Source organism: uncultured Litoreibacter sp., from assembly GCF_947487515.1.
Taxonomy (GTDB): domain Bacteria; phylum Pseudomonadota; class Alphaproteobacteria; order Rhodobacterales; family Rhodobacteraceae; genus Litoreibacter.
The window spans coordinates 68367-93149 of the sequence record NZ_CANKWO010000004.1 but is presented as its reverse complement, the minus strand read 5'-3'; the positions used below and the strand labels follow the sequence as shown (position 1 = coordinate 93149).

The 24783-nt window shown below is 57.6% G+C and carries 25 protein-coding genes; 7 read left to right on the top strand and 18 right to left on the bottom strand.

Annotated features, from left to right (window positions below):
- Window positions 1-5: 5 nt before the first annotated feature.
- Entirely contained in the window at window positions 6-1064 is a 1059-nt protein-coding gene (locus tag Q0746_RS14390; protein ID WP_298261483.1) for an Mrp/NBP35 family ATP-binding protein, read from the bottom strand.
- A 341-nt stretch (window positions 1065-1405) separates the two neighbouring features.
- On the opposite strand from Q0746_RS14390, the gene Q0746_RS14385 reads away from it, so the two are divergent.
- A complete protein-coding gene (locus tag Q0746_RS14385; protein WP_298261482.1) occupies window positions 1406-1618 on the top strand; it encodes a DUF1127 domain-containing protein in 213 nt (70 codons plus the stop codon).
- A 274-nt stretch (window positions 1619-1892) separates the two neighbouring features.
- On the opposite strand, the gene Q0746_RS14380 is transcribed toward Q0746_RS14385, so the two are convergent.
- A complete protein-coding gene (locus Q0746_RS14380) occupies window positions 1893-2345 on the bottom strand; it encodes an Lrp/AsnC family transcriptional regulator (RefSeq protein ID WP_298261480.1) in 453 nt (150 codons plus the stop codon).
- Between the two features lie 73 nt (window positions 2346-2418).
- Here Q0746_RS14380 and Q0746_RS14375 point away from each other — a divergent pair, with 73 nt between their 5' ends.
- Window positions 2419-3015: a LysE family translocator gene (locus Q0746_RS14375; protein ID WP_298261478.1), complete on the top strand. Its 597-nt coding sequence runs from the start codon at window positions 2419-2421 to the stop codon at window positions 3013-3015.
- Here Q0746_RS14375 and Q0746_RS14370 read toward each other — a convergent pair.
- The 3 genes from Q0746_RS14370 to Q0746_RS14360 all read right to left on the bottom strand — a co-directional run bounded on the left by Q0746_RS14370 (window position 3012) and on the right by Q0746_RS14360 (window position 6420).
- The gene (locus Q0746_RS14370) at window positions 3012-5393 is read right to left on the bottom strand and encodes a UvrD-helicase domain-containing protein (protein ID WP_298261476.1); all 2382 of its coding nucleotides are present in this window, start codon (window positions 5391-5393) and stop codon (window positions 3012-3014) included. The two genes, Q0746_RS14375 and Q0746_RS14370, sit on opposite strands and share 4 nt — an antisense overlap.
- A gap of 86 nt (window positions 5394-5479) precedes the next feature.
- Window positions 5480-6016, bottom strand: a complete 537-nt coding sequence (locus Q0746_RS14365; protein ID WP_298261474.1) for a peptide-methionine (R)-S-oxide reductase — start codon at window positions 6014-6016, stop codon at window positions 5480-5482.
- An 83-nt stretch (window positions 6017-6099) separates the two neighbouring features.
- Window positions 6100-6420 (bottom strand): hypothetical protein, encoded by a 321-nt coding sequence (locus Q0746_RS14360; protein ID WP_298261472.1) that lies wholly within the window; start codon window positions 6418-6420, stop codon window positions 6100-6102.
- Between the two features lie 305 nt (window positions 6421-6725).
- On the opposite strand from Q0746_RS14360, the gene Q0746_RS14355 reads away from it, so the two are divergent.
- Window positions 6726-7586 carry an AraC family transcriptional regulator gene (locus tag Q0746_RS14355; RefSeq protein ID WP_298261471.1) on the top strand — a complete coding sequence of 287 codons (861 nt, stop codon included), beginning with the start codon at window positions 6726-6728 and terminating at the stop codon, window positions 7584-7586.
- A gap of 50 nt (window positions 7587-7636) precedes the next feature.
- On the opposite strand, the gene betA is transcribed toward Q0746_RS14355, so the two are convergent.
- The 7 genes from betA to Q0746_RS14320 form a co-directional block, all read right to left on the bottom strand.
- Window positions 7637-9295: a choline dehydrogenase gene (gene betA, locus Q0746_RS14350; protein WP_298261469.1), complete on the bottom strand. Its 1659-nt coding sequence runs from the start codon at window positions 9293-9295 to the stop codon at window positions 7637-7639.
- Window positions 9295-10749, bottom strand: a complete 1455-nt coding sequence (gene betB, locus Q0746_RS14345; protein WP_298261466.1) for a betaine-aldehyde dehydrogenase — start codon at window positions 10747-10749, stop codon at window positions 9295-9297. Before betB ends, betA begins: the two co-directional genes overlap by 1 nt.
- Before the next feature lie 30 nt (window positions 10750-10779).
- On the bottom strand, window positions 10780-12288 hold the full coding sequence (betC, locus tag Q0746_RS14340) for a choline-sulfatase (protein ID WP_298261464.1): 1509 nt from the start codon (window positions 12286-12288) through the stop codon (window positions 10780-10782).
- The gene (betI, locus tag Q0746_RS14335) at window positions 12285-12857 is read right to left on the bottom strand and encodes a transcriptional regulator BetI (RefSeq protein ID WP_298261462.1); all 573 of its coding nucleotides are present in this window, start codon (window positions 12855-12857) and stop codon (window positions 12285-12287) included. The genes betC and betI overlap by 4 nt, the downstream gene beginning before the upstream one ends.
- A 77-nt stretch (window positions 12858-12934) precedes the next feature.
- Entirely contained in the window at window positions 12935-13555 is a 621-nt protein-coding gene (locus Q0746_RS14330) for a hypothetical protein (protein WP_298261460.1), read from the bottom strand.
- 120 nt (window positions 13556-13675) lie between these two features.
- The gene (locus Q0746_RS14325; protein ID WP_298261458.1) at window positions 13676-14572 is read right to left on the bottom strand and encodes a DMT family transporter; all 897 of its coding nucleotides are present in this window, start codon (window positions 14570-14572) and stop codon (window positions 13676-13678) included.
- A gap of 38 nt (window positions 14573-14610) precedes the next feature.
- Window positions 14611-15213 (bottom strand): LysE/ArgO family amino acid transporter, encoded by a 603-nt coding sequence (locus Q0746_RS14320; RefSeq protein WP_298261456.1) that lies wholly within the window; start codon window positions 15211-15213, stop codon window positions 14611-14613.
- A 91-nt stretch (window positions 15214-15304) separates the two neighbouring features.
- On the opposite strand from Q0746_RS14320, the gene Q0746_RS14315 reads away from it, so the two are divergent.
- A complete protein-coding gene (locus Q0746_RS14315; RefSeq protein ID WP_298261454.1) occupies window positions 15305-16183 on the top strand; it encodes a LysR family transcriptional regulator ArgP in 879 nt (292 codons plus the stop codon).
- A 95-nt stretch (window positions 16184-16278) separates the two neighbouring features.
- Here Q0746_RS14315 and Q0746_RS14310 read toward each other — a convergent pair whose 3' ends face one another.
- Complete coding sequence (locus tag Q0746_RS14310) at window positions 16279-17019, bottom strand: YebC/PmpR family DNA-binding transcriptional regulator (protein WP_298261452.1); 741 nt, start codon at window positions 17017-17019, stop codon at window positions 16279-16281.
- Window positions 17020-17137: 118 nt separating this feature from the next.
- On the opposite strand from Q0746_RS14310, the gene Q0746_RS14305 reads away from it, so the two are divergent.
- The gene (locus Q0746_RS14305; protein ID WP_298261450.1) at window positions 17138-18919 is read left to right on the top strand and encodes an SLC13 family permease; all 1782 of its coding nucleotides are present in this window, start codon (window positions 17138-17140) and stop codon (window positions 18917-18919) included.
- Here Q0746_RS14305 and Q0746_RS14300 read toward each other — a convergent pair.
- From Q0746_RS14300 to Q0746_RS14280, 5 genes are all read right to left on the bottom strand, one after another.
- Entirely contained in the window at window positions 18916-19359 is a 444-nt protein-coding gene (locus Q0746_RS14300; protein WP_298261448.1) for a hypothetical protein, read from the bottom strand. The two genes, Q0746_RS14305 and Q0746_RS14300, sit on opposite strands and share 4 nt — an antisense overlap.
- An 82-nt stretch (window positions 19360-19441) precedes the next feature.
- On the bottom strand, window positions 19442-21229 hold the full coding sequence (locus Q0746_RS14295; protein WP_298261447.1) for an SLC13 family permease: 1788 nt from the start codon (window positions 21227-21229) through the stop codon (window positions 19442-19444).
- The gene (locus Q0746_RS14290; RefSeq protein ID WP_298261445.1) at window positions 21230-22135 is read right to left on the bottom strand and encodes a DMT family transporter; all 906 of its coding nucleotides are present in this window, start codon (window positions 22133-22135) and stop codon (window positions 21230-21232) included.
- Between the two features lie 48 nt (window positions 22136-22183).
- Window positions 22184-22999, bottom strand: coding sequence for a TIGR00282 family metallophosphoesterase (locus Q0746_RS14285; RefSeq protein ID WP_298261443.1), 816 nt, complete (start codon window positions 22997-22999; stop codon window positions 22184-22186).
- Window positions 22996-23583 carry a 5-formyltetrahydrofolate cyclo-ligase gene (locus Q0746_RS14280; RefSeq protein ID WP_298262144.1) on the bottom strand — a complete coding sequence of 196 codons (588 nt, stop codon included), beginning with the start codon at window positions 23581-23583 and terminating at the stop codon, window positions 22996-22998. Before Q0746_RS14280 ends, Q0746_RS14285 begins: the two co-directional genes overlap by 4 nt.
- Window positions 23584-23648: 65 nt before the next feature.
- On the opposite strand from Q0746_RS14280, the gene Q0746_RS14275 reads away from it, so the two are divergent.
- Together Q0746_RS14275 and Q0746_RS14270 are read left to right on the top strand one after the other, a co-directional pair.
- Window positions 23649-24272 carry a VOC family protein gene (locus Q0746_RS14275; protein ID WP_298261442.1) on the top strand — a complete coding sequence of 208 codons (624 nt, stop codon included), beginning with the start codon at window positions 23649-23651 and terminating at the stop codon, window positions 24270-24272.
- On the top strand, window positions 24269-24760 hold the full coding sequence (locus Q0746_RS14270) for a GNAT family N-acetyltransferase (protein ID WP_298261440.1): 492 nt from the start codon (window positions 24269-24271) through the stop codon (window positions 24758-24760). The genes Q0746_RS14275 and Q0746_RS14270 overlap by 4 nt, the downstream gene beginning before the upstream one ends.
- Window positions 24761-24783 lie beyond the last annotated feature (23 nt).

Sequence of the window (24783 nt, the reverse complement as noted above, 5' to 3'; positions counted from 1 at the left end):
TTGGGTCAAGCCATTCCGCCTTTAACCAGCCCCTCGGCCAATTTGGCGTAGGCCTGCGCTACGGGGCTGTCGCCCGCGGCAATCGGCGTTCCGCTGTCTCCGGCGAGCCGCACATCTACATCCAGCGGGATTTCCCCTAGAAACGGCAAGCCCATCTTGGCCGCATCCGCCTTCACGCCGCCGTGGCCGAAGATATGCGCCTCAGTTCCACATTTGGGGCAGACATACATGGACATGTTTTCCACCAGCCCCAGCACCGGAGTTTTCAACGTGTTAAACATGTCGATGGCTTTGCGTGCATCCAGAAGCGCCACATCTTGCGGGGTGGAGACCACGATGGCGCCGGACAGCTCGGATTTGGTACACAGGGTCAACTGCACATCGCCCGTACCCGGCGGCAGATCAACGATCAGCACGTCCAGCTCGCCCCATTCCACCTGCCCTAACATCTGCTGCAACGCGCCCATTAGCATAGGCCCGCGCCAGACGATCGCCTTGTCAGGGTCCATCATCAAACCAATCGACATCATGGTCACACCGTGGGCCTTCAAAGGGATGATCGTTTTGCCGTCCGGCGACGCAGGGCGTTTGCTTACTCCCATCATACGCGGCTGGGACGGTCCATATATATCAGCATCGAGCAACCCTACGCGGCGGCCTTGCTTCGCCAACGCTACAGCGAGGTTGGACGACAAGGTAGATTTGCCCACGCCCCCTTTACCGGATGCCACCGCCAAAATGCGCGCGACCCCTTTGGGTTTCGTCGGACCATCTTGCGGCTCCGGATGTTTACCTACCTTTAGGGAAGGCGGCTTTTTGTCTGAATGCGCTGTCAACAACACAGAGGCACTGTCTACGCCTTCCATGCGTTCTACGATTTGTTGTGCGGCGGCACGAAGAGGTTCCAGATGTTTGGCCACCTCGGGTGCAGCTTCGATGACGAAGCGCACAGCGCCTGCGTCGACAGCCAAAGCGCGGACCATATCTTTGGCCACCACATCCTCACCGTCAGGCAGTTTCAACACCCGAAGAGCGTCTAGAATTGAATCACGGGTCACAGTCATCGGGGCATCCCTGTCGTGGTTAATTTTGGGTCCCACCTAAGTGGAGCCCATGGGCCACAAGGGCAACCCCCAACCCACCCATCAGTGTGACAGTTTTCGGCCAGCCATAGGGCGCGCCCTCCGGCCATTTGAGATGGCAGCGCTAACGGGAGTTCACAAAAATGTCATAATCCAAGTCACGTTACGTAAGCAAAACAACACGTTAAGCCATGCGCGTGCTGCATAGCGGAAATGTTAATCTGTGTCTTGTTGCAGCGCAGCATTTCACTAAATATGAGGCAACAGAAACGAAGACATCGAAACATCGGTGCCACGGTTTCGCAGAGAAAAGGTAAATGGACATGGCTTTTACAACAAGCATCCGCACTGCTCCTTCCTTCTTTGAAGGCTTGGTCGCATTGAAAAACGAACTGGTTGAGCGTCGTGCGAAATACAACGTGTACCGCACAACATTGAACGAGTTGCAGTACTTGAGCGGCCGCGAATTGGCTGACTTGGGCATGACACGCGGCAACATCAAATCCGTCGCCTATGAGGCAGCTTACGGAAAATAAGTTTGCGCTCTCGGCTTTATCCTCCCTTTAGCCGAGTTCGCTTTAGCGGTGGCACCTTCCTCCTCCCTTAGGTGCCGCCGCTGACCAGATCGGCACTGCGTCTTCCTCCTCCCTTAGACGCATGTGCTGAGCACCACGGAACAGCTTCACCTCCTCCCGAGGCTGGCCCGTCATACGGCGATGACCTTCCTCCTCCCTGGTCGGAGCCGCACATAAGAACGGTGACGCACCTCCTCCCGCGTCACCGTTTTTTTGTGTCTGGAGGTCCGCCGGATTAAGCGCGTTCGTCTTTCGAGGAGCCCATGACCACATAGGATGTGATCGCATTCACCGATTCCAATGCCCCAAGAATATCGGTATGAAACACCTTGTAGGCTGCCAGATCCGCGCATTCGATGCGCAGCAGATACTCAATCGATCCTGTGATATTGTGGCATTCGACCACCTGCGGGCTGCGCGCAATAGAGCGCTCGAATGCCTCCTGAGACGCCTTGGAGTGATTCGACAACCCCACACCCACATAGGCCACAAACCCAGTTCCAAGCTGAGTTCGGTCCAAAACAGCGCGATATCCTTGGATAATCCCACGCCTTTCCAGATCTTGCACACGACGCAAGCAGGCCGAAGGCGACAGCCCTACACGGTCCGCCAGATCAAGGTTACTGACCCGACCATCCCGAGAGAGCTCACGCAATATGTTTTCGTTGATCTGATCCAAATCGCTCATAGGTTGCAACAATTGGGACAACATCAGTCAAAACGCAACATAAATTCGCCAAAAGGCGCCTAGAATCATCGGCATGAATATTGAACTTATCTCCGCGCTGATCCTCTTTGCATTCGTGTCATCTGCCACGCCTGGCCCTAACAATCTGATGCTTATGGCCTCTGGAGCGAACTTCGGATTTCGTCGCAGCATTCCTCACATGTTGGGAATCTCAATCGGCTTCATGCTGATGGTGTTCCTCGTGGGCATCGGGCTTATGCAAATCTTCGACCAATTTCCCGAAAGCCACCTGATTTTGAAAGTTGCATCGGTAGGTTACATGTCTTGGCTTGCTTGGAAGATCGCAAATGCCGCCCCCCCAAAGGGCGCAGAAGCAACAGGGACCCCCATGACCTTCTTGCAAGCCGCTGCCTTTCAATGGGTAAATCCCAAAGCTTGGGCCATGGCGCTCACGGCGATTACGATTTACGCGCCGGACAGGTCCGTTTTGGCTGTTACCTTGGTCGCCATAATTTTTGGGGCAGTCAATGCGCCTTCGGTTTCTATGTGGACCGTTTTGGGGCAACAAATGCGGCGCCTTTTAACCAAGCCCGCGCGATTGCAGGCCTTCAACTACACGATGGCCGCCTTGTTGCTCGCGTCACTTTATCCACTGTTGAAGCAAACCTAAAACGGCACGTCGCCCGCGCTGTCTGCCGCCGTTAGGAACTTTCCGATGACCTTTTTGTCGCCTGCCTTGTCGAAGGCCACGTCAAGCTTGTCCCCCTCTAAGGCGGTGATCTCGCCGTAGCCGAATTTTTGGTGAAACACCCGCTCCCCGACGGAGAACGACGAAACGGCTTGAGCCTCGATTGTCACGCCCATGCCCGAAGAGGTTGACCCGCGGCTGGCCTGACGGTCTTGCAAACGGCGCCACCCCGGCGAGTTATAGACATTGGCTTTGGCGGCTGCCTCATGCAGGTCACTGCCCCCCAAGGCGTCCAGCATATCGCTGGCGGATCCTGCTTGGTGACCGTAAATCCCAGGAGGCGTCAGAATTTCGACGTGACGCTCCGGCAGCTCATCGATGAAGCGTGATGGCAGCGCATTTTGCCACTGGCCATAGACGCGGCGGTTGCCGGCAAAGGAGATTGTGCAAAGCGTTTCGGCCCGTGTGATGCCGACATATGCGAGGCGACGCTCTTCCTCCAAGCCTTTGACACCGGATTCGTCCATGGAGCGCTGCGAAGGAAATAGCCCCTCCTCCCATCCAGGAAGAAACACGGCAGGAAATTCCAACCCTTTGGAGCCATGCAGCGTCATGATCGACACTTTTTCGGACGCCTCTTCGGTGTCATTGTCCATGACCAGCGCGATATGTTCCAAGAACCCTTGCAGGTTTTCGAACTGCTCCAGCGCTTTGACCAACTCTTTGAGGTTATCGAGACGCCCCGGGGCTTCCGGGGTTTTGTCATTTTGCCACATCTCGGTGTAACCGGATTCTTCCAGTGCCATTTCTGCAATCTCGATGTGAGACATATCACCGATCCGCGCGGCAGCCCCCCAGCGGTCCAACCCATCAACCAGTTTGGCCAGCTCTTTCGCGCCTTTTCCGCCCAAGCCCTTGGTTTCCAGAAGCAGCTTGGCCCCGTCAAGCAAAGACAGACCGTTGCTGCGCGCCATCACTTGGATTTTCTGCACAGCCTTATCGCCAAGACCGCGTTTGGGCGTATTGACGATCCGCTCGAAGGCAAGATCGTCACTGGGGCTGGTGATCAGGCGGAAATAGGCCATGGCATCCCGAATTTCCAACCGTTCGTAGAAACGAGGACCGCCAATAACGCGGTACGGCAGACCAATGCTCAAGAACCGGTCCTCAAAGCTGCGCATCTGATGCGAGGCCCGCACAAGGATCGCCATTTGGTTCAACCCAATCGGGTTCATACCGCGGGTGCCCGATTGCATTGACTCGATTTCGTCACCGATCCAGCGGGCCTCTTCCTCGCCGTCCCAATGACCGATTAATCGGACCTTTTCGCCCCCCTTACTTTCGGTAAACAGGGTCTTTCCCAAGCGTCCCTTGTTGCCAGAGATCACACCAGAGGCCGCGCCAAGGATATGTTCGGTCGAGCGGTAGTTTTGTTCCAATTTGACAATTTTTGCGCCCTCGAAGTCTTTTTCGAACCGCAAAATGTTGCCCACTTCGGCACCGCGCCAGCCGTAGATCGACTGATCATCATCCCCGACGCAGCAGATGTTCTTATGCGCCGCGGCCAGCAAGCGCAGCCACATGTATTGAGCGACATTGGTATCTTGGTACTCGTCCACCAGAATGTACCGGAACCAGCGCTGGTATTGTTCCAAAACATCGGGGTGCTGCTGAAATATCGTCACCATATGCAACAACAAGTCGCCAAAGTCACAGGCATTCAGCGTGCGCAGGCGCTCTTGGTATTGGGCGTAAATCTTACCGCCTTTGTGGTCATAGGCCCCCGCTTCAGAGGCAGGCAAAGCCTCCGGCGTCCAAGCACGGTTCTTCCAGCTATCGATCAAACCGGCCAGCATTCGCGCAGGCCAACGTTTGTCGTCGATGCCTTCCGCCACGATCAATTGCTTGAGCAGGCGAATTTGGTCGTCTGTGTCCAAAATGGTGAAATTTGACTTCAAGTCCACCAATTCGGCGTGCCTGCGCAACTGTTTCACACAGATAGAGTGGAAGGTGCCCAACCAAGGCACCCCTTCGATGGCCTCCCCCAATAGGCCCGCCACACGGCTCTTCATCTCGCGCGCGGCCTTATTCGTGAAGGTCACGGCAAGGATTTCATTGGGCCGCGCACTGCCGGTGGTCAAAAGATGTGCAATACGCGATGTCAGGGCTTTGGTTTTGCCCGTGCCAGCGCCTGCCAGCATCAAAACGGGGCCATCCAAAGTTTCCACCGCTTCGCGTTGTGCGGGGTTCAACCCGTCAAGATAAGGTGCAGCACGTGCCCCCATCGTCGCACCCATGGCGCGTTGGGATAAAGGCAGGCTGGCGGCTTCGAAGGCATCTTCGTCGTTAAAACTGGTCATGCCAGATAGGATAGCGTGATCCCCTCTTTAGGGAAAGAGGTGTTCTTATTTCGTTCCGCAGTTTGTTTTGCATCCCTTTGGCGGCGCTAGGCGGCCGTCGGTTTGAAGTCCAATGATGCGCCGTTGATACAGTGCTTCATGCCGCCCGCAATGATCACAAGATGCCCCAAGTGCCCCGCACATCGGCGGCAATGCAACTCAATCAACGCGGCATCCTCGGACATCGCACCATATTCCGGCACCGCACCGTCAATCGCCATCAGGACAGAATCGGGCTCTGCGTGGTAGAAGAACACCCAGCCTTTCTCCAGAACGACTTTCTGATTGGCGCTGTAGTTGTGTAAGTCGCAGCCTTTGCAATGGTAGGTGCCAGCGCGGGTTTCTTCCCACAACGGGCTGGATTTAGGGGCCTCGGTGAACCCTTCGCGCATGATCGCGTAGCTTTGCTCGCCCAATTGGGTCAGCCATTCATCCACTGTGCGATTGATTTCAAATTTGAAGTTCGAGGCGCTTCCCGCCTCTACACTGGCCACCACCGGTGTGCTTGCAACAGTCAGAGCTGCTGCGCCTGTGCTCGCGAAGAACCCCCGCCGTGTAAGACTGTTACCGTTTGCATGGGTCATTGAGGTGGCCTTTCCTTAAACTATAGGGGCGGGCTACGCATCACCGCAGCCCGCCCGAGTAAACGTCGTCGCGACAGGCGAACCTAGTTGCCAGCAGCTGCCTTTACGGATTCGGACGCCATTTCAGCGGCGCTGTTGCTGTCACCAAACAGCTTGGCGTTCTTCAGAATGCGCTGGCGCGATACGGTGTCCGCTTGGAAAAAGGCCTGGCGCTCTGCCGCGCTCATGTTGCCCAATGCCAAACGAATGCGGGCAGATGTGACGTCGCCCATGGATGTTTCACGCAAGATTGTCTCGGCAGCAGAGGCGTTGCTCATGGCGAACAGTTCGGCTGCAGATGTTTCTGCGAACGAAGGGGCGGCAAATGCCAAAGTTGCTACGGTGGCGGCTAGAATAGTTTTCATGATCGTTTCTCCAGTTTGACCAATAATTTTCACCCAGATCGAACTGAGCCGTCTGCGGTATGTCATGCTGCCATTTACAGGGACTTAATGACTTCCGGATTTTAAGGTTAACGGGTTGAGAAACAGGGAACAGTGCCGTGCGTCCGGCATTTCTTGCAGATCGTCCAAGTCATCGCACGTAGATCACACAGACGTGTCCGATCTGACGGTTTCGTGTCTGATGCCTCACTCTTTCTCGCTTCAATGTGTGCGAGATAACGGCTTCGTCTATAGAACGTGATCAGCATCTTTCAGATCAAAGAAGCATGACTGATGACATCTTAAAACTCCTTGATCTAATTCGCGTTCGCGGCACGGCCTGCGTCGGGGAGACCCTGACCGCCCCATGGTACTTCTGCCATCCTTCCTCGGAGGGCTTCGCTCGGTTTCATCTGGTTTTATCCGGTCAAACATGGCTGCAGATCGACGGCATGCCGGAGCCAAGCTTGCTACTGGCTGGCGACATTGTGATCATCCCGAATGGAAAAGCGCATTGCTACTTCAGCGATGAGAACGCGGATGGCGCTATGAACGCGCATTTGTTCTGTGGCTATTTCCAATTCACCGAAAACACCCCGAAAGCCATCACCTCGCGCCTTCCCGACATGCTGATCGAGCGCAGCGGCACGGACGGGCGGGCGCATAAGCTCGACCTGATCTTTCAACTTATCAACGCCGAGGTCAGCAAAACATCCGCCCCCCAGCAAAGCGTGCTGAACCGTTTGACCGAAATTCTATGCCTGCATACGGTTCACGACTGGCTCCAAAGCGCCCTTTCTCATGATGAAACCCTGCAAGCGCTGGCCAACCCGCGAATTAAGGGTGTACTGGAAGAAATCCACTCCAACCCTAGTGCGGCGTGGACGGTGGATTCCCTTGCAGACATATACGGACAATCGCGCACTGCCTTCGCCGAGCGCTTCAAACTGGCAACCGGGCTGTCCCCGATCCACTATGTGCGGCAATGCCGGATGGGGCAGGCCTGCAAGATGCTGGAAAGCACCACCCTGCTTGTGGATGAGATTGCCTATAAGACCGGTTATGCCGACGCTAATGCTTTCAACCGTGCCTTTCGGCGAGAGACGGGCGCCAGCCCCAGTGCCTACCGGCGCGCGCCACGCGCTTAGGTAGAGACGGCCCCCGACTGTCGGGGACCGACACAATCAAACGATGTTTATTACCGCTGCTCAGTACGCCAGTTCGGGTGAATCCATGGCTTGGAGTTGTCCGCAGGAAGCGGGTCGCGGCCAAGAATGTGATCCGCGGCCTTTTCGCCCACCATGATAGACGGCGCATTCAGGTTGCCGTTGGTGATGCGCGGGAAGATCGAGCTATCGGCGAGGCGCAACCCTTCAACCCCAATCACGCGACACTCTGGATCAACTACGGCCATGGCATCGTTGCGGCGCCCCATGCGGGCGGTGCCGCAGGGATGATATGCACTTTCGGCGTGCTCTGCGATGAAGGCATCGATTTGCTCGTCCGTTTCCACATCCGCACCGGGTTGGATTTCGTGGCGTGTGTACTGCGAAAACGCCTCTTGTCCGAATATCTCACGTGTGAGGCGAACGCATTTGCGGAAGTCCTCCCAATCATCGGGGTGGGACATGTAGTTGAATTCAATCTTCGGCGCCTCTGCCGGATCGCTTGATTTCAAGGTCACCTGCCCGCGTGACTTGGACCGCATAGGCCCGACGTGAGCTTGATATCCGTGCCCTTCTGCCGCCGCTTTGCCGTCATAGCGCACTGCAATTGGCAAGAAGTGGAACTGGATGTCAGGGTAGCGCACCCCAGCCGCCGAACGGATGAAGCCGCCGGATTCGAACTGATTGGACGCACCAAGGCCCAACTTTGCCAGCAACCACTGAGTGCCGACCCAGCCTTTGCCTGGAATATTCCAGTATTTATACAGGCTAACGGGCTTAGAGGCGGCCATTTGCAGGTAGATTTCCAAGTGGTCTTGCAGGTTTTGCCCCACGCCTTGGCGATCCGCGACAACCTCGATCCCGTGGTCTTTCAGGTGCTGCGCAGGGCCGATGCCCGACAACATCAAAAGCTTGGGGCTATTGATCGATGAGGCGGCAAGGATGACTTCTTTGCCCGCCTTGATGACTTCGACCTTGCCCCCGCGCAGAACTTCGACACCCGTCGCGCGGCCATCTTCGATGACCACCTTTTGCGCGAAGGCCTGAACAAGCGTGCAATTCTTGCGTTTCAGCGCAGGGCGCAAATACGCGTTCGCGGCAGACCAACGCCGGCCGTTTCTGATTGTCGCATCAAACGGGCCGACGCCTTCTTGCTGCTCGCCGTTGTAATCGGGCGTCACTTGATAGCCCGCCTGCTCACCAGCTTTTACAAACGCTTTGGTCAGTGGGTTCTTTCCGGGGCCACGGGTGACATTCAGCGGCCCGTTTTTGCCGCGCCAACTGCGATCGCCACCGCGCCCGCCTGAGGACCAATTCTCCATGCGTTTGTAGTAGGGAAGCACATGGGCGTAAGACCAGCCGTCGGCCCCCTGCTCTGCCCAGTGATCAAAGTCCCCTGCGTGGCCGCGCACGTAAACCATACCGTTGATCGAAGACGACCCACCGACGACCTTGCCGCGCGGGGTGACCAGTTCGCGGTCTTGCAGGTGTGGCTCAGGCTCGGACTTATAGCCCCAGTCATAGCGCGACATATTCATAGGGTAGCTCAGCGCGCCAGGCATCTGGATGAATGGGCCGATATCTGTGCCGCCGTGTTCAATCACCAGCACAGATTCCCCCGCCTCTGCCAGACGGTAAGCCATGGCGCAGCCCGCAGAGCCCGCGCCGACAATGACGTAATCCGCTTGCATCAGAACTGCGCCTCTACTGGGGTCATTGCGACGTAGACTGTTTTCACTTCGGAGTAGTGGTTGATCGCTTCTTTCGAATTCTCACGCCCAACGCCCGACGCTTTGGAGCCACCGAACGGAGCCTCAACAGGGGCCAAGTTGTAGGTGTTGATGTAGCAAGTCCCCGCCTCGAAGCCCGCAACAACGCGGTGCGCGCGGGTCAGGTCGTTGGTGAACACACCAGCGGCAAGGCCAAACTCGGTGTCATTCGCCCGCGCCAATACTTCTTCTTCGGTGTCGAAGTCGAAAATGGACATCACAGGGCCAAAGATTTCCTCGCGTGCGATGGTCATATCATCGGTGACATCGGCAAAAACGGTTGGCTCCATGAAGTAGCCATCCCTATCCAGCTGCTTGCCACCAGCAACCAAGGTTGCCCCCTCTTGCACACCCTTTTGGACATAGCCCATTGCGATATTCATCTGATCTGCGGAGACCATCGGCCCGAAATTTGTGGCCTCATCCAGCGGATCGCCCATGACCACGCCTTCAAGGCGTTCACTCAGGCGCTTGATGAAGGCCTCTTTGATGCTTTTGTGGACGAACACGCGGGTGCCATTGGAGCAGACTTGGCCCGAAGAATAGAAGTTGCCCAAGATCGCACCAGACACGGCGTTGTCGATGTCGGCGTCTTCAAAGACGATCATCGGGGATTTGCCGCCCAACTCCATCGTGACGTGCTTCATGCCTTCCGCCGCGGCAGCATAGACCTTGCGACCTGTTGGAACCGACCCAGTGAGTGACACTTTGGCGACGCGCGGATCGGTGACCAACGATGCCCCTACTGCGCCGCGGCCTTGGACTACGTTGTAGACCCCTGCGGGCAGTCCGGCTTCGAACAGGATTTCCGCGACTTTCAAAGCGCTCAGCGGCGTTGTCTCGGAGGGTTTGAACACCATCGAGTTGCCACAAGCCAGCGCAGGCGCACCTTTCCAGCACGCAATCTGCGTCGGGTAGTTCCACGCACCGATGCCGACGCAAACACCCAAGGCTTCGCGGATGGTGTAGACCCAGTCTTGGCCCAGTTGCACATGCTCGCCCGTAAGTGACCCTGCCAAGCCACCGAAGTATTCCAACGCATCCGCGCCGGACGTCGCATCGGCCACCAGCGTTTCTTGCAATGGCTTGCCCGTATCTAGGGTTTCCAGAACCGACAGATCACGGTTGCGGTCGCGGATCATATCGGCGGCACGGCGCAAGACGCGGCCCCGCTCGGTGCCGGTCATTGCGGCCCAGATTTTCTGGCCCTCTTTGGCAGCCTCTAGGGCTTGATCGACTATTGCGGGCGTGGCCTCGTGCAATGTCGCGATCACCTCACCCGTCGCTGGGTAGATACATTCGATCTTTGCACCGGAGGTGTCTTCGACGTAGGCGCCATTGATGAAATGGCTGGCGGTAGGTTGTGCGTTTTGCATGTGGATGTGCTCCGACAAAAAGTTCTGATTTTATTCGCCACGGGGAAAGCGCTGGCTTTCCTCGAGCGTGTTGAGGTCCATGTGATTGCGCATGTAGCGCTCGGATGCTTTTTGCAGCGGTTGGTAGTCCCAAGGGTAGTAGCCACCTTTGCGCAGCGCCTCGTAGACGACCCAACGACCAGCCTGAGAGTGGCGCACAGCGGCGTCATAGGCCTCCAAATCCCATCGGGCTTCGCATTTGGCTTGCAAGGAGGACAGCGTACCCGCGTGGGCAGGATCATCCACGAGGTTGGTCAATTCATGCGGATCCGCGTCCAGATCAAACAATTGGTCGTCGTCCAGCGCGCAGCGGTTGAACTTCCACTGGCCATAGCGCAGGGACACCAGCGGCGCGTAGCTGGCTTCGGCCGCGTATTCCATCGCGACAGGAGTGTCGCGTGTCTGCCCCTTGCCCAAAGGCGCGATGGACTCGCCATCCGTCCACGGCATCACTTCGGACATATCAATGCCCGCGAGGTCACAAACGGTCGGACAGAAGTCGATGTTGGACACGGGCGTGGTGACCAGCCCCGCTTCCATATCAGGCGAGGAGATCATGAACGGAACGCGCGATGACCCCTCAAAGAAGCTCATCTTGAACCACAAGCCGCGTTCCCCCAGCATGTCGCCATGGTCGGCGACAAACAGGATGGTTGCGTCTTGGCGTGTGGCTTCCAATGCCTCCATCACCTCGCCGACTTTGTCGTCCAAGTAAGAAATGTTGGCGAAATAGGCACGGCGGGCGCGACGAATGTGGTCTTCGGTGATGTTGAAGTTGTCGCGGTCGTTGGCATCCAGAATGCGCTTGGAGTGACCGTCTTGTTCCTCATAAGGGATCGGGCCGACTTCCGGCATCAGGTGCTCGCAATCCTCATAGAGATCCCAGTATTTTTTGCGCGCCACATAGGGATCATGCGGGTGCGTGAAGCTGGCCATCAGGCACCAAGGGCGGTCGTCATTGCCGCGCGCCAGATCGTAAATTTTGCGGGTCGCGTGATAGGCGACCTCATCGTCGTATTCCATCTGGTTGGAAATTTCGGCCACACCTGCGCCAGTGACAGACCCCATGTTGTGATACCACCACTCGATCCGCTCGCCGGGTTTGCGGTAGTCGGGTGTCCAGCCAAAATCGGCGGGATAAATGTCGGTGGTCATGCGCTCCTCAAACCCGTGCAACTGATCGGGGCCAACAAAGTGCATTTTGCCCGACAGGCAGGTTTGATAGCCCGCGCGACGCAAGTGATGCGCAAAGGTCGGGATGGAGGACGCGAATTCTGCTGCGTTGTCATAAACCCCAGTGCGCGACGGCAGCTGACCGGTCATGAAGCTGGCTCGGCCCGGCGCACATAGGGGCGAGGCCGTATAGGCGTTTTTGAACCGCGTGGAGCGGGCCGCCAGCTTTTTGATGTTCGGGGCGTGAAGCCAATCTGCAGGGCCATCTGGAAAGAATGTGCCGTTGAGTTGATCGACCATAAAAATCAGGAAGTTCGGTTGTGTCATAGCTGGTCCTCAAGATGGGGTACGGTGAAGGCAAGAATTGTCGCGGCAGGATCACGGGCAATGGGCGCACCAAGGGCGGCCCGAATGTAGAGCCCGTCGATCAAAGCCGCGATCGCATCGGCCAAGGCCTCGGGGGTGGCTGCGATTGGACGCAGCGCATAGATCAAATTGCTGCGCAAACGTCTTTGGTAGACGCGCAGCAAACGCATGGCATCCGGACTGGAATGCGCCTTTACATAGAAGTTCAACCAAGCCGAGATGATTTCCGGATCAAAGCAGGATTGCGCGAAACTTGCTTCAAGCAACGCCGTCAAACGATCACGCGGAGTGGTGGTTAAGCTGAGGCGCCCCCGCACTTCGACGGCGAACCCAGCCAGAATATGGCGCATGGCAGCAAGAAAAATCTGGTCTTTATTGCCGAAGTAATGATGCGCCAAAGCCGATGACATGCCAGCGCGCTTGGAGATCGCACTGACTGTTACATCAAGCGACCCCGCCGCGCCGATTTCGGCGATTGCGGCGGTGACTAGGGCCTCACGGCGTATCGGTTCCATTCCAAGCTTTGGCATGGCGATACGCTTGATCGTTTTTGATTGACTCGTCAATCAATAAAAACTTGCCCCTTCACCAACGCCGACTTCATCCCTTATTTATATGGGTCCAAGCATGCCCCAGACTTAGGGGCCAACGCACAGGCGCGGCGCATATAGCGGTCATGTTTAACTTTGCTGTTCTTGACGTAACCGTTCTTGCCGTGGCGCTGATATTCTTTCGCGGTCATGTAGCACCCCCACGGGGCCTTCTCATCACACATGCGTTTCACGGTCTTGTATTGGCACGCCGGAGCGACTGCTTTCGCGGGGGGTGGGCTGCTCCAAACCGTATTCTTCAAGGTTGCGATTGCGTTGACACAGGCATTGCTGTCACCCAACGCACAGCCCTCTACATACAGCGGATAGGTTGCTTGATTGCCATCGCGCGCCCGCGCGGCCTCGATCACCTGAGCCGCATCAAAGCACGATTTTCGATTGCCCTGCTCACATTGCGCAATGCACAGCTTCGGGTGGGTTTTACAGTTTGCGACTTCGCCGTCTTGATTGGATTTGCTGCGATAAATGCTCAACGGGCAAGCCAAGGGGGCTGGGCTGATGATCGCTGATTTTGCCACAAGCGACATCATACGGCTGGCCTTTCGCTCTGTGCCGCTATCCGGACCGCTTTGTGACGTCGAAACTTCATTGCACGAGGCTAGGAATAATGCCGCCATCAGTGCCACTACATATCTTGAACATAAATTGAGGTGCATTGAGCTGGTCCCTTTAAATCATTTTTGAAAATACTGGCACCAATTAGAGCGATATGCGCTCTGAAATCTATCGGTTTTTTGCTAGGCTTCTGGGGTGAGTTTGGGCTCCTCAGACCGTCTCAACACAGCTTCGCGCCACGTAATGAAACTGACCGACGCAAGGATGATGACCCCGCCGAAGATCACCCAGCCGTCAAACCCCTCGCCAAACACCAACGCGCCTAAAAGCACGGCCCAGAACAATTGTAAAAACGTCACCGGCTGGGTGACTGTGACCGGTGCCGCTTGGAAAGCCAGCGTCATAGAATAGTGCCCCGCAGTGGCAAAACAGGCCAGCAGAAACATCCAACCAAGCTGCGTCAAACTGGGGGTCACCCAAACCATTGCCGCCAACGGAGCCAAGCCGATGGTCACGGTAATAGACAGCATGCTCACAACAATTGCCGGACTGACCTCATCCGCCATCAACTTGGCCGACAGGTAGGATCCCGCGAACATCACGGCCGTGACCAACATCGCAAAATGACCAGAGGACAACTCCCGAAACCCTGGACGCAAGATCACCATCGCCCCGATCAAAGCGACAGCCACCGCCATCATGCGGCGAAAGGCCAGCTTCTCGCCCAAGAAGACCGCCGCCCCGAGTGTCACATAGACTGGCGACAGGTAGTTCATCGCCGTGACCTCGGCGATTGAAATCTGGGTCATCGCATAGAACCACAGCGTCACACCCAAAGTATGAATACCCCCGCGGAAACAGAAAATTTTCAAAGCGCGCGGCGTCAGTTTTGCCCGAACAATTGCGCCGATCATCGGGATCACAAAGACGAGCCCCAAAAGGTAGCGCAAAAAGGCGGCTTGAGCGGCGGGCAACTCGGACCCGACATATTTTACGATTGCGGTCACGGCCACGAACATCAGCCCAGTGATCAACATCCAGATTGCGCCCGCAACGGGCCTGTTTCGCGTTTGTGCCATGGCGTCACCTGACGCGCTTGCTTCGGGAGGTGCAACCCCTATCCGTTGAAGATGAGGCTAAAGGCGATCAGCCACATCGTAGCCCCCACCATGGCATCCAGAACCCGCCATGCTTTGGGCCGCGCAAACAACGGCGCCAGCAATCGCGCGCCAAATCCAAGCAAGGTGAAAAATGTAAGCGACGCAATCACCGCCCCAGCCCCGAACAGCGTGCGGTCCTCACCATATTGCGCAGCAATGGAGCCCAGCAAAATCACTGTATCCAGATAGACATGAGGATTCAGGAAGGTCAGCGCCAATAAGGTCGCCACAACTTTGCGCCAATCTTTGCGCGCGCGCCCCTCGACGTCCAAGGCCTCTGTGCTGGTCCATGCGGATTTGAACGCCATTGCCCCGTAAACCAGCAAAAATACCGCTCCGCCATACCGCATGATCGGACCAAGCCACGGCATCATCTCGTTCAACACGCCGAAGCTTGTCACCCCAAATGTGATGAGCAAGGCATCCGACACCCCGCAGACCGCCACGCAAAGTAACACATGTTCGCGGCGAATACCTTGCCGGAGCACAAAGGCATTCTGAGCTCCGATCGCCATGATCAGCGAAAAACTGAGCAGAAACCCTGAAAAGAAGACTTGCATATCATGACCTTAATTGACGTTTCTTTGGGGTGATATATGTGCTGACCTATATAGACTAGCTAATCATTCTTAATTGGCATTAGAATAGCTTATGTATGACTACAAACAGCTAGAGGCCCTTAGTGCCGTAATCCGCACCGGCAGCTTCGACACTGCTGCGGCTCAAATTGGGGTGACGCAATCAGCGATTTCGCAGCGCATCAAACAGCTTGAGGATCAAGTTGGCACCGTCCTTGTGAAGCGCGGGCAACCGTGCAGCGGCACCAAAGCGGGCAGGCTTCTTGCGGTCCATACCGATCAAGTCCGCTTGATGGAGAAAGCACTGGAGGTCGGGCTGCCCGCAAGCGAATCCAAAACGCCGGTCCGAATTGCGGTGAATGCGGATAGCCTTGCGACATGGTTGTTGCCGGCCCTTTCCACCGATGACAGCTTTTTGTTTGACTTGATTGTAGACGACCAAGACCATAGCGCAGACTGGTTGCGCTCTGGCGAGGTAGCGGCGGCGATTACCGGCCATCCCGGCCCAGTGCAGGGCTGCGACAGCTACGCATTGGGGGCTATGCGGTATTTCGCAACGGCCTCCCCAGAGTATATGGCGCGATACATGCCAGAGGGGCCAAACCTCACAGCACTGGAGGCCGCGCCTGCCCTCACGTTCAATGACAAAGACAGGCTGCAAAGCGACTGGGCAAAGGCTGTGGCTGGCCGTGCGGTCACCTTGCAAAAGCACCGAATGGCCTCGACGCATGCCTTCATCAGAGCCGCCTGTCTGGGTTTGGGCTGGGGGATGAACCCTGAAATGCTGTGCCGTGAACATCTGCGCGCGGGGCGGCTTGTAGAGGTTTCCCCGAACGCACCCATGGAGGTTCAGCTATACTGGCAGGTGTCACGCCGAACCGCCAAGCCGCTTCAATCCCTCACAAAATCAGTATTGCACCACGCAAAAGCAAATCTTGTTCACCGCCCCTGACAGGCAACATGCGCGACCACCATCGCAAGACAAAACGGCGCGACCTTCGCTCAGGAAGATCGCGCCGCACATAGGGCGAAAAAAATGGGGCGAAACTAGAGCTGCGCCATGACCTCGTCGCTGGCCTCGAAATTGGCGGTAACGTTCTGGATGTCGTCATCATCTTCCAGCGCGTCGATCAGCTTCATCAGCTTGGTCATACCTTCCAAATCCAGTTCAGTCGTCGTGGTAGGCTGCCAGATCAACTTCGTTGATTCAGATTCCCCCAGTTCAGCTTCTAGTGCAGTGGAGACTGTGTTCAAATCCGTGTCCGCACAAATGATGACATGGCCCTCGTCGGAGGAATCCACATCTTCCGCCCCAGCCTCGATGGCCGCCATCATCACGGTGTCTGCGTCGCCCACTGCAGCAGGATAAATGACCTGTCCCTTGCGATCGAACATGAAACCAACCGAGCCTGTCTCGCCCAAGTTGCCGCCGTTTTTTGTAAACGTCGAACGCACGGTGGATGCAGTACGGTTCTTGTTGTCGGTCATCGTCTCAACAATGACAGCCACACCGCCCGGGCCGTAACCTTCATAGCGAATTTCGTCGTAGTTTTCAGCATCACCGCCTTGCGACTTTTTAATCGCGCGATCGATCACGTCCTTGGGCACGGATTGCGATTTTGCCTCTTTAACAGCCAAACGCAGACGCGGGTTTTTATCGGGATCAGGGTCGCCCATCTTGGCTGCCACGGTGATTTCCTTGGCAAGCTTGGAGAACAGTTTGGAGCGTAGTTTATCCTGACGACCTTTGCGGTGTTGGATGTTTGCCCATTTTGAGTGGCCGGCCATGGGTCTCTCCCCTTAAATGCTGTGTTGCGCTGCTTTTAGGCAAGCGTCCTGCAATCTGCAAGACACAGCACGATTTTCCCCGCTTCCGGCGCGCGCAAAAGACCGATACACCTACCCCATGACACAAGATCAAATCACCCTGTTCGCCCTCTTCGGAGTTGTTTTCGTTCTCTTGCTGTGGGGGCGTTGGCGGTATGATCTAATTGCCTTTTCCGCCTTGATGGCGGGGGTTGTGCTCGGCGTGATCGAGCCCAAGCACGCTTTCGAGGGCTTCGGGCACCCTGCCACTTTGGTTGTGGCCTTGGTTTTGGTGGTCTCTGCGGGGTTGGTGCGATCTGGTGCGGTTTTCTTGATCACGCGCACATTGGTTGATAGCGCGCGCTCCCTTGGGGCGCATATCGCGTTGATGGGGCTGATTGGCGGCGTGTTATCTGCCTTTATGAACAATGTGGCGGCCTTGGCCCTGCTCATGCCCGTAGACATCCAAACGGCCCGCAAAGCGGGGCGCGGCCCCGGTCTGTCGCTGATGCCCCTGTCGTTTTGCACCATTCTTGGAGGCATGGCGACATTGATCGGCACGCCGCCGAATATCATCATCGCATCCATTCGCGAGGACATGTTGGGCGAGCCGTTCAAAATGTTCGACTTCGCACCAGTGGGCGGTGTCACTGCCATTGCGGGGTTGCTGTTTGTGGCTCTCATCGGGTGGCGCCTGATCCCGCAAGGCAGCGACCAAGGCCGCGCGGGCAATCCGATGGATGACTACGCGGATTACATCGCGGAGCTGACGATCCCCGAGAAATCCAAGCTGATCGGCAAACGCCTGCGCGAACTGCAAGAAGACGCCGAGAAAGCCGATGTCGCCATTTTGGGCCTGATCCGCGATGGCAAACGCCGCTATGGCACGGCGCAGAACTCTGCCCTGATGGCAGGCGACGCCTTGGTTCTAGAGGCCACGCCCGACGCCTTGGATGAGTTGCGCACGACATTGTCGCTGGATTTTGCCGACGCCAAACGCGAAGGCCACTTGCGCGCCGACAGCGACGGCTTGAAGGTCATCGAGGTCGTGGTCACCGAGCAAAGCCGCATCAACGGCAAGACAGCGCAGGCGATCGGGCTGGCTTGGCGCCAACGCTCTGTGCTGATGGGCATATCACGCAGCGGGAAGAGCATCCGCAAGCAGGTGCGTAAAACCGTGGTTGAAACCGGCGACATTCTGTTGCTGCTGGTGCCCCAAGACAGCGCCAACGACGTGACTGAATGGCTGGGATGCCTTCCACTTGCGGCCCGCGGGCTTGCGGTGACTGAAGACAAGAAGACATGGCTGGCGATTGGCCTGTTCGCCGCCGCCGTGATTGCGGCCTCCTTGGGGATTATCTACCTGCCGGTGGCGCTTGGGATAGTTGTCGTGACCTTCGTGCTGACGCGCATCGTTCCTTTGTCAGAGCTCTACACCCACATCGAGTGGCCGGTGGTCGTGCTACTGGGGTCGATGATCCCTCTGGGGGCGGCCCTTGAAGCATCAGGCGGCACAGAGCTTATCGCGGGCAGCCTTGTGTCATTGACGGATGGCATGCCCCCTTGGGCCGTGCTGACCATTTTGATGGTGGTAACCATGACCTTGTCGGATGTGCTCAACAACACGGCCACCGCGATTGTGGCGGCTCCGGTTGGGATCACCATGGCGCAAACCATGGGGGTAAATCCCGACCCGTTCTTGATGGCCGTCGCCGTGGCCGCATCCTGTGCATTTCTGACGCCCATCGGGCACAAGAACAACACGTTGATCCTAGGCCCGGGCGGCTACAGCTTCGGGGACTACTGGCGCTTGGGGTTGCCTTTGGAAATTCTGGTGGTGGCGGTGTCTATCCCTGCCATCCTAGCGTTCTGGCCGCTTTAGAAGCCTGCCGCACTTTCAAAGCGGTAGGATTGCCCGTTCGGGTCCGTCACAGTGACCACCGCCAGCGGGCGGAAGGGCACTTCGGCGTCATCCACGATCAACGGGTTGATCACTTCTTGCAACACCACGCGCCCCGGCAAAGTGCCCGCCGCCAAAACCACCTCGTAGGTATAGGGGTACGGGCATTCGGACAACGTACCGGTCCAGCCGTTGGCGCGACCCGCGGCCCCTGCACTGCCCAGACATTGCACGGTGTCATCCATGCCGACCAACACCGCATCCGCCTCTAGGGCGACAAGAACCGGACGGGCTTCGCGCTCTGGCTGTGGGGCTGGTGTCTCAAAGGGGGCACGGCGGTCGAAGAGAACATCGCGCAGGAAACCACATCCGGACACGGACAGCGCCACTACGGCAATAAGGCTACAGGTTGTGGCGCGCATAGGGTCCTCGCATACGTAATTTGCGGGCAATCTACACTGCCCGCCCCGCTCAGGGAATCCCCCAATACGGAAGATTAACGCTTTATGGCAAGGACAAAGGCCAAATCATCGGGATCACCAAGGACGCCAGCAACCCGATCGACAGGTTCAACGGAATACCTGCGCGCATAAAATCGGTGAACTTATAGCCCCCCGGGCCATAGACAAGCATGTTGGTTTGATAGCCGATGGGCGTCGCAAAACTGGCGGAGGCAGCCACCATCACCGCCACCACCAAGGGCCGCGCATCCAACCCCATGGCCGAGGCCAACCCGATGGCGATGGGCGTGACCACCACGGCCACCGCATTATTGGACACCAGCTCTGTCAAAACAGAGGTCAGCAGGTAAATCCCCCACACCACAAAGAACGGCGGCAAATTCATCATCCATGGGGCCAAAGCCTCAACGATCAGCGACACGGCGCCCGAGGCCTCAAGCGCTGCCCCGATGGCCAGCATCGCGAAGATCAGCACCAGCAAGCGGCCATCGACATGGGAAAACGCCTCATCCGCGTCAATGCAGCGGGTCAGCAACACCGTGGCCACCGCAAGAATCGACAGCAAGAAAATCGGAGCCACCCCGAATCCCGCCAAGGCCACAAGCGCCAAAAGGGTCGCGATGGCGATCGGGGCGTGGGATCGGCGAAAGGCCCGCGCGGAGGGATGCGAGACATCAACAAGCTCCATGTCATTGGCCAACCGCGAGATATCTTCCTGCGCGCCCTCCAAAAGCAACGTGTCACCGACCCGAACGATCAGATCATCCAGCTGCCGCCCAATATTTTGGTTCCGCCGATGCACCGCCAAAGGATACACCCCATAGCGACGCCGCAAGCGCATGGACCCAAGCGAGCGCCCGACCATCTTGCATCCGGGCGTGATCAGGACCTCCACCGTCGAGGTCTCAACGGCCGACAGTTGATCGACGCGCTTGAGTTCTTTGTTCCGTTGCAGCGACAAAAGCTCTGTCATTTCGGTACGCAACACCACGCGGTCACCGGTTTGCAGCGTGACGCTTTGCAGGTTGCGGCGCAAAGAGGTGTCACCGCGCACCACATCCACCAGCCGCACACCTTCCCGTTTGAACAGCTGCACATCCAAGACTTCGCGGCCGATCAAGTTGCTGTCTGGGGGAATCGCCGCCTCGGTGAAGAATTTCATTTTGGAGCGATCAGACAGCATCGTCGCCATGCTGTCGCGCTCGGGAAGCAAGCGCGGACTGATATAGCGCAGGTAGATCATGCCCCAAACCACCAAGATGATGCCCAAGGGCGTGACTTCGAAGATCGTAAACGGGGCCAGCCCGTTGGCGCGCGCCACACCATCGACCAACAGGTTTGTCGAGGTCCCGATCAACGTCAGCGTCCCCCCCAAAATCGCCGCATAGGACAACGGGATCAGCAGCTTCGAGGCGGACACCCCCAAAGTACGAGACAGCTGCACGAAGACAGGGATCATCACCACGACCACCGGAGTGTTGGACACGATTGCCGAGGAAAACACGATGAAGGCAAACATCGCGGCCAATGCCAACGCAGGGTTCTTGGCCGCGTTTCTATCGGCGGTTTGTGTGAACCAATCCAACGCCCCCGTGCGCACCAAGGCTCCCATAATGATAAACATGGCCGCAATTGTCCAAGGGGCCGGATTGGACAGCACCGCCAAGGCCGACTGATAGGGCAGCACCCCCGTCGCCAGCAACACCGACGCCCCGCCGATCGCCACCACTTCGGTCGGGTAGGTTTCGCGCACGAACAGGGCAAACATTCCAATGACCACAAGCAAGGCCAAGAGAGCGCGGGTATTTTGGGACAGGTCGAGAAGTTCCATCTAGGGTTCCAGTGGTTCAATCTTTTCAGGTGCGCGTGGGTGTACCAGAGCCAGCCCGACCATCAGTATAGCAAAGGCGGCCCAGACCCAAAGCGAATAGCGCTCTCCCAGCAACCACATTGCCCAAACGACTCCGAATGCGGTCACAAGATAGCCGACCTGCACCGCAAACACCGGCCCTGCGCGGCCCACAAGCCAGACGTAACCGGCATAGACGAACGCATGGACAAGCGAGGAAGCGATCAGCGCCCATTCGGCAAGCCCATAGCTGGTCACGGGATCAATAAACTGCCCCCGCAGCAGGGCCACAGGTCCCGATACCAACGCCGCGATCACGCTTGCGCCGAACAGCAATTGCAACGGATCAAGCCCAGCCGTGCCCCAACGGGCGACGTAGTTGCCCTCCACCGCGTAGAACAGCGGGGCAATCATCGCCAGCGGGATATAGGCCACCATCGCACGATCCGGCAAACTGGCCTCTGGCAGCACGATCAGCAACACTCCGCACAGGCCAAAGACCAACCCAATCAGCCGCGACCACTGGAAAGTCTCGTTTCCCAAGAGAACCGCGACAGGAAAGGCCAACATGGGGACCAACGACAGCAGGATGGACACCAAACCGGACGGCAAAACCTCCAGCGCTGCAAAAGACCCCGCCCCCGGAAGAACCGTCCCGATCAACGCGATCACAGTGCAAGACCAAATCTGGTGGCGCCCGAAGACCATCGGCTTGCCGCGCAACATACAGATCACGCCAAGCACGCAGCCCGCGATAACCACCTGCCAGAACACCAAGCCGAATTGCCTATAGCCGCCTTCAACGGCGATTTTGCTCAGCGGTTGGGTCAGCCCCCACCCCGCGCCCATAACAAGCAGCGCACCGAACAAATTGTTGCGCTCGCTCATGGTAGGGTCATCCTTTTCGGGGGCTCATATCGGGGCTCAAATAGGGTGTTACGCTGGGCCAGTTTGCGCCAGCCGCCCGCCTTGGCGGACCATCTCGATGCGGGTGGCTGCACCTGTGCGATCATCGGTCTCTACATAAAGGCCGGAGAGGGTCGCTTCCTCCACTGCGGGGGTAAACCGGCCTTTGACCATGCCCGTGACAAAGCGGCGCATTGGCTCGGCCTTTTCCATGCCGATCACCGAATTGTAGTCGCCGCACATGCCCGCGTCCGTCAGATAGGCGCAGCCTTGCGGCATGATCATCGCATCCGCGGTTGGCACATGGGTATGGGTGCCCACGCAGACGCTTGCGCGCCCGTCGCACCAATGACCCATTGCCATTTTTTCGGAAGTGGCTTCGCAGTGAATATCCACCAAAGACGCCTGCACCATCCCCCCGCGAGGATGCGCCTTCAACACTTGTTCAAGCTTGCCAAAGGGGTCTTCAAAGGCGCGCTTCATAAACACTTGCCCCAGCACTTGCGTGACCAGAATTTTGCGCCCGCGGCCCGCTTCAAACACCCCATGACCTCGGCCTGGGGCATCCTTCGCAAAGTTCAAAGGGCGAATTACGCGCGGCTCTTTTTCGATGAACTGCAGCATGTCGCGCTGGTCAAAGGCATGGTCGCCCAACGTCAGGCAATCCGCGCCCGCATCCAAAAGCACCTTGGCGTGCGCAGCGGTCAACCCCATGCCAGAGCTGGCGTTCTCACCGTTCACGACGACAAAATCCAACGCCCACTCTGCCCGCAGTTTGGGCAGTCGATCCACGATGGCCGCGCGCCCCGCACGCCCCATCACATCCCCGAGAAACAATATCTTCATCCGCGAGACCTAGGCGCATTCCCAGACAGACGCAACACAGCCGCGTCGGTGACCATCATATCTAACGGCTGGTCCGTTGGCTCTAACGGCAGGTTTTCGGCCTCTTGGGCTTGAAAGGCGTAGCCGATTGCGGTGGTTTTCCCGCGGGCGCGCAGGCCCTCAAGCGTGCGGTCATAAAAGCCGCCGCCGTAGCCCAATCGCCCGCCTTGGCGGTCAAAGGCCACCAAAGGGACGATCAGCACCTCTGGCACGATCACTTCGGCTTTGGCGGGGACATATGCCCCGAAGGCACCTTCCACCATTTCGCAACCCGGCTCCCAGCGGTGGAACTCCAACGGCTGCCCTGCGCCTTTTATCACCGGCACACATACCGCCCCCCAAGCCGCCATGGCAGCCATCACCGGCACCGGATCAACTTCGGTTCGTATCGGCATGTAGCCCGCCATTGCACGCCCCTGAAAGGGCAGCACAGCTTGCAACAGCTGGGCGACAGCCGCCGCATCCCTGTCAGTTGACTTGGCCTCTTTGCGGCGGGCGAAGGCGGCCTTGCGCGCTGAGGCTTTAGCTTGGGTCAATTCATCCATTCCGGTGTTGTTGCCCGTCACAAGCCTCTTGGCAAGACCTCCTCTGAGTGCCTAGAGTGCGACGCATGAACACACTCAAATTTGACCACCTCGCCGTCGCTGCCGAAACCTTGGACGCGGGCCGCATTCATGTGGAAACCGCCTTGGGGGTCAAGCTCGCAACCCGCGGCGAGCATCCACATATGGCCACACATAATCACCTGCTGTCTTTGGGGCCGCAGGAGTATTTTGAGGTCATCTCCATAAACCCAGATGCGCCCGCGCCAAACCGACCGCGCTGGTTCAACATCGACAATTTCTCCGGCCCGCCACGGCTGACCAACTGGATCCTTGGCACCGACGATCTGGAGGCCGCGTTGGCCGCGCTGCCAGATGGCTTTGGCAAAGCCGTTGCCTTGGAACGCGGAGATTTCAGGTGGTCGATGGCCGTTCCCGACGATGGCATCTTGCCTTGGGGTGGTTGGGGGCCTGCATTGATACAATGGCACGGGGGCAAGCACCCTGCCCCTGAGTTGCCGGATCAAAACATCCGGTTGAGCTCATTGGTGCTGAACCACCCGCAGGCCGAAGAAATTGCCGAAATCTTCGCGCCTTTGTTGCCGCGCGACACTATGGTCTTTGCGCCAAGTGAGACCCCAAGCCTGTCGGCAACATTCGACACCCCGCTCGGGCCAAAGCGGCTTTCGTGACCCTGATCCGCCCCGCGCGCCCGTCAGATGCGACCGGTATTTGTGCGGTTCTCAACCCGATCATTCAAGAGACCACGATCACATTTTCCCCGCAGCCCGTTACACCAAGTGACGTCAAGGACGGGGTGGCCAACCATGCCCAGCGCGGCGATCCCTATCTGGTGGCCGAAGACAGCGGTGCGGTGGTGGGCTACGCAAAATACGGGCCCTTCCGGTCGGGCCTCGGCTACGCACAAACGGTGGAGCTAACCGTCCACATTGCATCAACGTTGCGCGGTCGCGGTTTGGGGCGGACCTTGGTGACCGCCTTGGAAGACCATGCGCGCGCGGCGCAGGTTCATTCGATGATTGCGGGCATTTCGGCGGAAAACCCGCAGGCCATCGCATTTCACAAAAAATTGGGGTTCTCGCAGGTCGGCTTGATCCCTAGGGCAGGCCATAAGTTCGAACGCTACATCGACCTTATGCTGATGCAGAAATTTGTCTGACAAGCTGAACCGGATGGTTTAGC

What these genes read in the sequence shown, in the direction of transcription:
- Q0746_RS14370 (WP_298261476.1), bottom strand. Translation starts at nt 5,393, where the DNA reads ATGACCAGTTTTAACGACGAAGATGCCTTCGAAGCCGCCAGCCTGCCT.
- Q0746_RS14330 (WP_298261460.1), bottom strand. Translation starts at nt 13,555, where the DNA reads ATGGCGGCATTATTCCTAGCCTCGTGCAATGAAGTTTCGACGTCACAA.
- Q0746_RS14380 (WP_298261480.1), bottom strand. Translation starts at nt 2,345, where the DNA reads ATGAGCGATTTGGATCAGATCAACGAAAACATATTGCGTGAGCTCTCT.
- Q0746_RS14320 (WP_298261456.1), bottom strand. Translation starts at nt 15,213, where the DNA reads ATGCAAGTCTTCTTTTCAGGGTTTCTGCTCAGTTTTTCGCTGATCATG.
- Q0746_RS14280 (WP_298262144.1), bottom strand. Translation starts at nt 23,583, where the DNA reads ATGGATGAATTGACCCAAGCTAAAGCCTCAGCGCGCAAGGCCGCCTTC.
- Q0746_RS14305 (WP_298261450.1), top strand. Translation starts at nt 17,138, where the DNA reads ATGACACAAGATCAAATCACCCTGTTCGCCCTCTTCGGAGTTGTTTTC.
- betA (WP_298261469.1), bottom strand. Translation starts at nt 9,295, where the DNA reads ATGCAAGCGGATTACGTCATTGTCGGCGCGGGCTCTGCGGGCTGCGCC.
- betI (WP_298261462.1), bottom strand. Translation starts at nt 12,857, where the DNA reads ATGCCAAAGCTTGGAATGGAACCGATACGCCGTGAGGCCCTAGTCACC.
- Q0746_RS14285 (WP_298261443.1), bottom strand. Translation starts at nt 22,999, where the DNA reads ATGAAGATATTGTTTCTCGGGGATGTGATGGGGCGTGCGGGGCGCGCG.
- Q0746_RS14300 (WP_298261448.1), bottom strand. Translation starts at nt 19,359, where the DNA reads ATGCGCGCCACAACCTGTAGCCTTATTGCCGTAGTGGCGCTGTCCGTG.
- Q0746_RS14310 (WP_298261452.1), bottom strand. Translation starts at nt 17,019, where the DNA reads ATGGCCGGCCACTCAAAATGGGCAAACATCCAACACCGCAAAGGTCGT.
- Q0746_RS14375 (WP_298261478.1), top strand. Translation starts at nt 2,419, where the DNA reads ATGAATATTGAACTTATCTCCGCGCTGATCCTCTTTGCATTCGTGTCA.
- Q0746_RS14390 (WP_298261483.1), bottom strand. Translation starts at nt 1,064, where the DNA reads ATGACTGTGACCCGTGATTCAATTCTAGACGCTCTTCGGGTGTTGAAA.
- Q0746_RS14385 (WP_298261482.1), top strand. Translation starts at nt 1,406, where the DNA reads ATGGCTTTTACAACAAGCATCCGCACTGCTCCTTCCTTCTTTGAAGGC.
- betB (WP_298261466.1), bottom strand. Translation starts at nt 10,749, where the DNA reads ATGCAAAACGCACAACCTACCGCCAGCCATTTCATCAATGGCGCCTAC.
- Q0746_RS14325 (WP_298261458.1), bottom strand. Translation starts at nt 14,572, where the DNA reads ATGGCACAAACGCGAAACAGGCCCGTTGCGGGCGCAATCTGGATGTTG.
- Q0746_RS14360 (WP_298261472.1), bottom strand. Translation starts at nt 6,420, where the DNA reads ATGAAAACTATTCTAGCCGCCACCGTAGCAACTTTGGCATTTGCCGCC.
- Q0746_RS14365 (WP_298261474.1), bottom strand. Translation starts at nt 6,016, where the DNA reads ATGACCCATGCAAACGGTAACAGTCTTACACGGCGGGGGTTCTTCGCG.
- betC (WP_298261464.1), bottom strand. Translation starts at nt 12,288, where the DNA reads ATGACACAACCGAACTTCCTGATTTTTATGGTCGATCAACTCAACGGC.
- Q0746_RS14315 (WP_298261454.1), top strand. Translation starts at nt 15,305, where the DNA reads ATGTATGACTACAAACAGCTAGAGGCCCTTAGTGCCGTAATCCGCACC.
- Q0746_RS14290 (WP_298261445.1), bottom strand. Translation starts at nt 22,135, where the DNA reads ATGAGCGAGCGCAACAATTTGTTCGGTGCGCTGCTTGTTATGGGCGCG.
- Q0746_RS14275 (WP_298261442.1), top strand. Translation starts at nt 23,649, where the DNA reads ATGAACACACTCAAATTTGACCACCTCGCCGTCGCTGCCGAAACCTTG.
- Q0746_RS14295 (WP_298261447.1), bottom strand. Translation starts at nt 21,229, where the DNA reads ATGGAACTTCTCGACCTGTCCCAAAATACCCGCGCTCTCTTGGCCTTG.
- Q0746_RS14355 (WP_298261471.1), top strand. Translation starts at nt 6,726, where the DNA reads ATGACTGATGACATCTTAAAACTCCTTGATCTAATTCGCGTTCGCGGC.